This is a genomic window from Pseudanabaena biceps PCC 7429 (genome assembly GCF_000332215.1).
GTDB lineage: Bacteria > Cyanobacteriota > Cyanobacteriia > Pseudanabaenales > Pseudanabaenaceae > Pseudanabaena > Pseudanabaena biceps.
The window spans coordinates 1-5,772 of sequence record NZ_ALWB01000290.1; the positions used below are offsets into that span (position 1 = coordinate 1).

Annotated in this window: 1 protein-coding gene and 1 pseudogene; both read right to left on the minus strand. The window is 44.3% G+C overall.

The window, feature by feature from the left end; genetic code table 11:
- Window positions 1-152: 152 nt before the first annotated feature.
- Entirely contained in the window at window positions 153-2,576 is a 2,424-nt protein-coding gene (locus tag PSE7429_RS20960; protein ID WP_009629366.1) for a response regulator, read from the minus strand.
- Window positions 2,573-5,638: pseudogene (locus PSE7429_RS23930) on the minus strand (PAS domain S-box protein); the annotation flags it as partial. The pseudogene PSE7429_RS23930 and the gene PSE7429_RS20960, both read right to left, overlap by 4 nt.
- Between the last annotated feature and the right edge of the window lie 134 nt (window positions 5,639-5,772).

Below are 5,772 nucleotides of genomic sequence, written 5' to 3' on the forward strand. Positions count from 1 at the left end.
CCTGCGGTGCACGCTGCGCGTGCACCGCAGGTTTTGGAATTTTAATTATGCTGAGGTACTTATAAAATTCAGATTGAAACCCCAGATTAAAAAACTTTGTCAGAGAGTGTAGCTTGCGCCACAGATTTTAGATTTTTATGGGGCTTTATGATTTATGGAGAATTTTTGGCGAGGTAAGCCTCTAAATATGAGGCAACGGAAGGAAAAGATTGATCGATTGCGAGCATTAAGCGATCGCTATTTTCCAGTTGTCGATTATGGGCTGCTATTTCTAATTCACTACAAATATCAGAAAATGCTTTAGCCCCAAGCATTCGGCTGATTCCTTTTAGGGTGTGAGAGGCATATTCTATCTGTGCGCGATCGGAGTCTGATATAGCTTGACGTAGGTTTTTTAATAAAACTGGACATTCTTCGTTTAAAAATAGATGGATCATTCGTTTCGGCAGGGCTAGAGAAACCTTCTCAATCTCCTGAAGGGCACGTTCGTCAAATTCCATTGCCGCGGCGCTAGGTGGGGGCGGAGTCATTTCTTCGGGAACATTGCCCCAACATTCCAACATCCTTTCTAGGGTGTCAAAGGAAATGGGCTTGCTGATATAGTCATCCATGCCCGCTTCTAAGCAAATTTCGCGATCGCCTTGCATAGCACTAGCCGTCATGGCGATTAGGGTGGGACGGGGGCAATTAGTGACTTGATTTTTGGATATTTCAGCCCACTCATGCACGATCCGACTAGCCGTTTCTAGCCCGTTTAAACGAGGCATTTGGACATCTAAAAACACGATATCAAAGGGATGATTTCTGAGGGATTCCAATGCTTCTAAGCCATCATTGACAATGGTTGGGTTGTATCCCATTTTGCTGAGCATTGCTAAGACTAGCTCTTGATTAATCAAATTATCTTCGGCAACTAAAATATTGAGCGGTAACTTAGTGGTCAGGTTGTTATTCAGCCTCTTAGACTGGCGGAGCATTTGTCGTCCCTCTGTTGGCGATACGATGGCTGGTGGCATAGCATCGATCGCCGTAACGGGTAACACAAAAGAGAAGGTGGAACCATTGCCAAGGGAGCTTTCTGCCCAAATTCTGCCGCCCATCATTTGTACGAGTTTTTGACAAATGGCTAGTCCTAGCCCTGTTCCCCCATACTGGCGAGCTGTGGCGATCGAAGCTTGGGTAAAGGGCTGAAACAGTTTTTGGATTTGTTCTGGAGAGAGCCCAATACCTGAATCCCGCACTTCAAAGAGTAGGGATGGTCTACTTTCATGCTGGAGAGATTCATTCTGAAATTCATTCTGAAATTCATTTTGAGATTCATTTTGAGACTCATTCAGTAGGGATACAGATAGTCTTACTTCTCCTTTAGGCGTAAACTTGACCGCATTGTTCGCTAAATTAAGGAGGATTTGGCGCAACCTGATCGGATCACCGAGGATATAGGGGGGAGCCTTACTATCGATGTGGTAAAGCAATCCGATGCCCTTACTTTCTGCTGCTTGGCTGAGGAGAGCGCAGGTGTCGGCGATAATTTGCGTAATATCAAGGGGGATACTTTCCAGCAAAAGCTGCTGGGATTCGAGTTTAGAAAAATCCAGAATATCGTTAATGACGGTTAGCAGTATTTCGCCACTGGTTTGAATTGATTGGACAAAACGATTTTGTTCTCGATCAAGGGTTGTCGTTGCTAATAGTTCGGTCATCCCCAGTACTCCATTAATTGGGGTACGGATTTCATGGCTCATCATGGCTAGGAATTCTGATTTAACTCTTAGGGCTGCTTCTGCGACCTCCTTAGCTTTTTGCAGATTGTTTTCGTACTGTTTGCGATCGGTAATGTCTCGAAATCGCCAAACAAATCCCCAAAACTTGCCAGTGGGAGAAGTGACAGAACTACTAAAATATTCGTAGGTCAGTCCATCATTGATCAATTCTCCATGAGTAACGCGATCGGGGGAATCGTAGGTATCCTCTAGGATTTGGGTGATGGGTTGAGGGAAGTGAGATTTTTGCAGGAGCGGAAGCAGTAGTAAATTTTCGTTGTTGGCCTTGATTGTGATGGGTTTAACGCCCCATATTTCACACATTTTTTGGTTGTAGGCGACTAAACGCCCCTGTTCATCCGCTGCAATTACTCCTTCTAAGCTTGCCTCAAGTTGGGCATGGACTAGGGCATTGGCTCGCTCTAGGCGATCCTGTTGCTCTTTAATCCGTAACATTGAGCGTACCCTCGCCTGAAACTCTTGCGAGTTTAAGGGCTTGCTGATGAAGTCATTTGCCCCCGCATTCAAACATTTGGCAATGTCCTCTTTAGAAATAAGGGCTGTAACCATAATGATGGGAACATTATTCCACTTCGGTATCGCCTTAATCCTTTGACAGACCTCAATACCATCTATTCCTGGCATCATCACATCTAGAAGGATTAGATCGGGCTTAAATGTATCTAGGTGAGCGATCGCATCTTGACCATTAGGCGCATAGTGCAATTGGTAGTTGTGATCTCTCAGAAAAGTTTCAATCACATCAAAATTATCCGCTTCGTCGTCAATGATTAAAACAGATGCTAGATTCATTGCCTATCTACTGGTTGCTCTAAAAGTTGATGAATAGTGGCGGCCAACTGCTTTAGCTTAACAGGTTTATGGATATATTCAGTTGCACCTGCAGCGATACAGCGATCGCGATCCTCTGGCATGGCTAAAGCAGTTAGAGCCACGATCGGTATATTCATTAAGCTAGGGATCTGGCGGATTTGCTGGATCGCCTCTAATCCATCCATGACGGGCATTTGGATATCCATAATAATTAAATTTGGCTTTTCTGACTGGGCTAGGGCGATCGCTTCTTCACCATTATGGGCTGTTATAAAGCGATAGCCTTTTGTACTCAGATAGCTAACCATTGTCATAATATTTGCTTCATTGTCTTCCGCTAATAAAATCAAGGGGATTGGATCTGATTCAGAAAAGCTAAAGGGATTTTGAGCAAATTTTGTACTGGTTGGTAACGAATTTAGCTCAATCAAGTCTCGATTTTCGTCCACACATGGTAGCTCAATGGTAAAGCGGCTGCCAACTCCTAATTCACTACTCAAACTAACTGTGCCCCCATGTAACTCCACCACCCGCTTGACTAGGGCGAGCCCCAAACCTGTGCCCTGATATTGCCGATTGAGGGCGCTATCGATTTGAATGAATGGTTGAAATAGTTTTTTAATGTTTTCTGGCGAGATGCCGATACCTGTATCAATTACAGATATTTGGAGGAAGCTTTGGGGAGATTCTTGAGGATCGTTAATCTTGTCTTTCCGTTTGACCTCAAGGGTGAGACTGCCTCCGTCGGGAGTGAACTTGACCGCATTGTTGAGAAGATTGATTAAGACTTGGCGAATACGTCGTTCATCTACGAGGAGGTTAGGCAGATGCGGAGACATTTGGATCTCTATCTGAATGGATTTTCTTAATGCTTGTTGTTTAATAAATGCCAGGCTCGCGTGAAACAGGCTAGCGACATTGCAGGGGGAGATGTCTAAGGTGACCTGTCCTGATTCAATTTTAGAAACATCAAGAATGTCATTAATTAACTCCAATAGATGGATCCCACTGCGTTCGATCAGTTGGACTGCTCTAGTTTGCTCGCTATTGATCTTGCCGAAAATTTCATCCTGAAGAGATTCGGACATGCCCAAAATCGCGTTAAGTGGGGTTCTTAGCTCGTGGCTCATATTGGCAAGAAATTCATCCTTGAGTCTCGTGGCGCGGGATAGCTCTTCATTGGTTTTGACTAGAAGCTCTTCTGCTTGTTTGCGATCGCTAATATCGTAATTAATACCAATCATTCGCTGAGTTTGCCCTTGCTCGTCTCGCTGGGCAAGGGCATAGGCTTGGATATGTCTAATGCTGCCATCTTTGCGCAGCAATCGAAACTCTAGATCAAAATCTCGTTCGCCTCTAACAGCCTGTTGGATTCGAGCGATACTGGCTTCTAAATCATCGGGATAAAGGCTATCCGCCCAGTCTCTAAAAGAACCAGAAAAGTCTGAGGTGCTGACACCGTAAAGTTCGTGCATCCGCGCATCCCAGATCAAGCGATCGCTAGATAGATCCCATTCCCAGATCCCAATCTGAGCTGATTTAATAGCTAGCTCCAATCGATACGACATGCTTTGGAGTTCTGCTTCGGCGAGCTTGAGGCAGCTAATATCTTGGATGCTTGACCAGATCAGGATTTCTCCCTTCTGATAAATGAGCAATCCATTTAAAATTACGGGAACTAAATGTCCGTCTCGATGAATATATTCCTTCTCATAGGGACCATAACGCCCTTCTTTATAAATTTTTTGGAGCTGCTCCGCTTCGAGATCGGCATATTTAGGTGGGGTGATATCCCAGTAGGAGAGTTGCAGAATCTCTTCGACACTGTATCCTAAGATGACAGCAAAAGCTTTGTTAACGTAGATTAGCTTTCCATCTGTGTCACAGCTAGCTAGTCCAATGGGAAACTCCTCGATCAGTTGTCGGTTAAAGGCTTCGCTTTCAGCGAGGGCTTGCTCAGCAAGTTTGCGATCGGTAATGTCTTGATAAATGCCTAAAACCCCAATCACTTCATCCTGCAAATTTCGTAAAGGCACTTTATTGGTCTCAACCCAAACAACTTCCCCATCTGCTTTACATTGGGTCTCAATGATGTTGAGTTTGGGTATGCCTGAGTCGATAACTTGGAGATCGTCATCGATAAATTTCTTGGCTTCGATCTGACTCCAAGGCAGATCGAAGTCGGTCTTGCCGATAATTTCGCTAGATGATGCGAATCCTGCACTATTGGCAAAGTTTTGGTTGCAGCCTAAGTAAACAGACTGACAATCTTTCCAAAATACAAATAGAGGAAAAGTATTGAGTACGGTTTGGAGAAACATTTGGGATTCATGTAATGCTTTATCCGCTTTTTTGCGCTCGGTTACATCCCTGAAAATCCCCCTTGTGGCGATCGCTTTCCCATTCTCCCACTGACAATTTACATTCCCCTCGACGTTAATGACCCTACCATCCTTAGCCAAAAATCTAGTTTCCAGTCCGAAACACTGATTCCCATCAAAAAGATTGTTCATGGCTGTTTGACAATGGGGTAAATCATCGGGATGAATGATCTGAAAAATGGATAGATGCTCTAATTCGCGATCGTCATAGCCTAAGGTTCTTTTCCAAGCCTGATTTACTAATAGGATTTTACCGTCAGGGGCAACACTCTGGATCAGATCGGTGGCATTGTCAAAGAAATCCCTTAGTTGCGATTCACGTTCTAACAGTTCTTGCGTGCGAATTGCGACTCTAGCTTCGAGGGTTTGATTGAGTTTTAAGATGTCAGCTTCAGATTTTTTGCGATCGCTAATATCAGTAATCGTGCCAATATATCCTGTAACCCGACCATCCCCATCAAATTCAGCATTTGATTGTCCAAATACCCAGGTAATGGTGCTATCCGATCGCAGAAATCGATATTCAAGGTGAAAAGGACGATTTGCTTGAGTAGAGCGATACCACTCATCGGCAACCTTGTCTCGATCTTCTGGATGTAATGCTTGCGCCCAACCACCTCCCATTGCTTCGCTGGCACTAATTCCCGCGATTTGACACCAGCATTCGGCGTTGTTGCATAAAAAGGGGGTTAGAAGGTAAATTAAGTATTAAGCAGGAGATGAGACCCCGAAAGATGACAGAGAAATATGAGATCCGCAACTGGTCAGAGTATAACGCAGGGCTGAAACAAAGA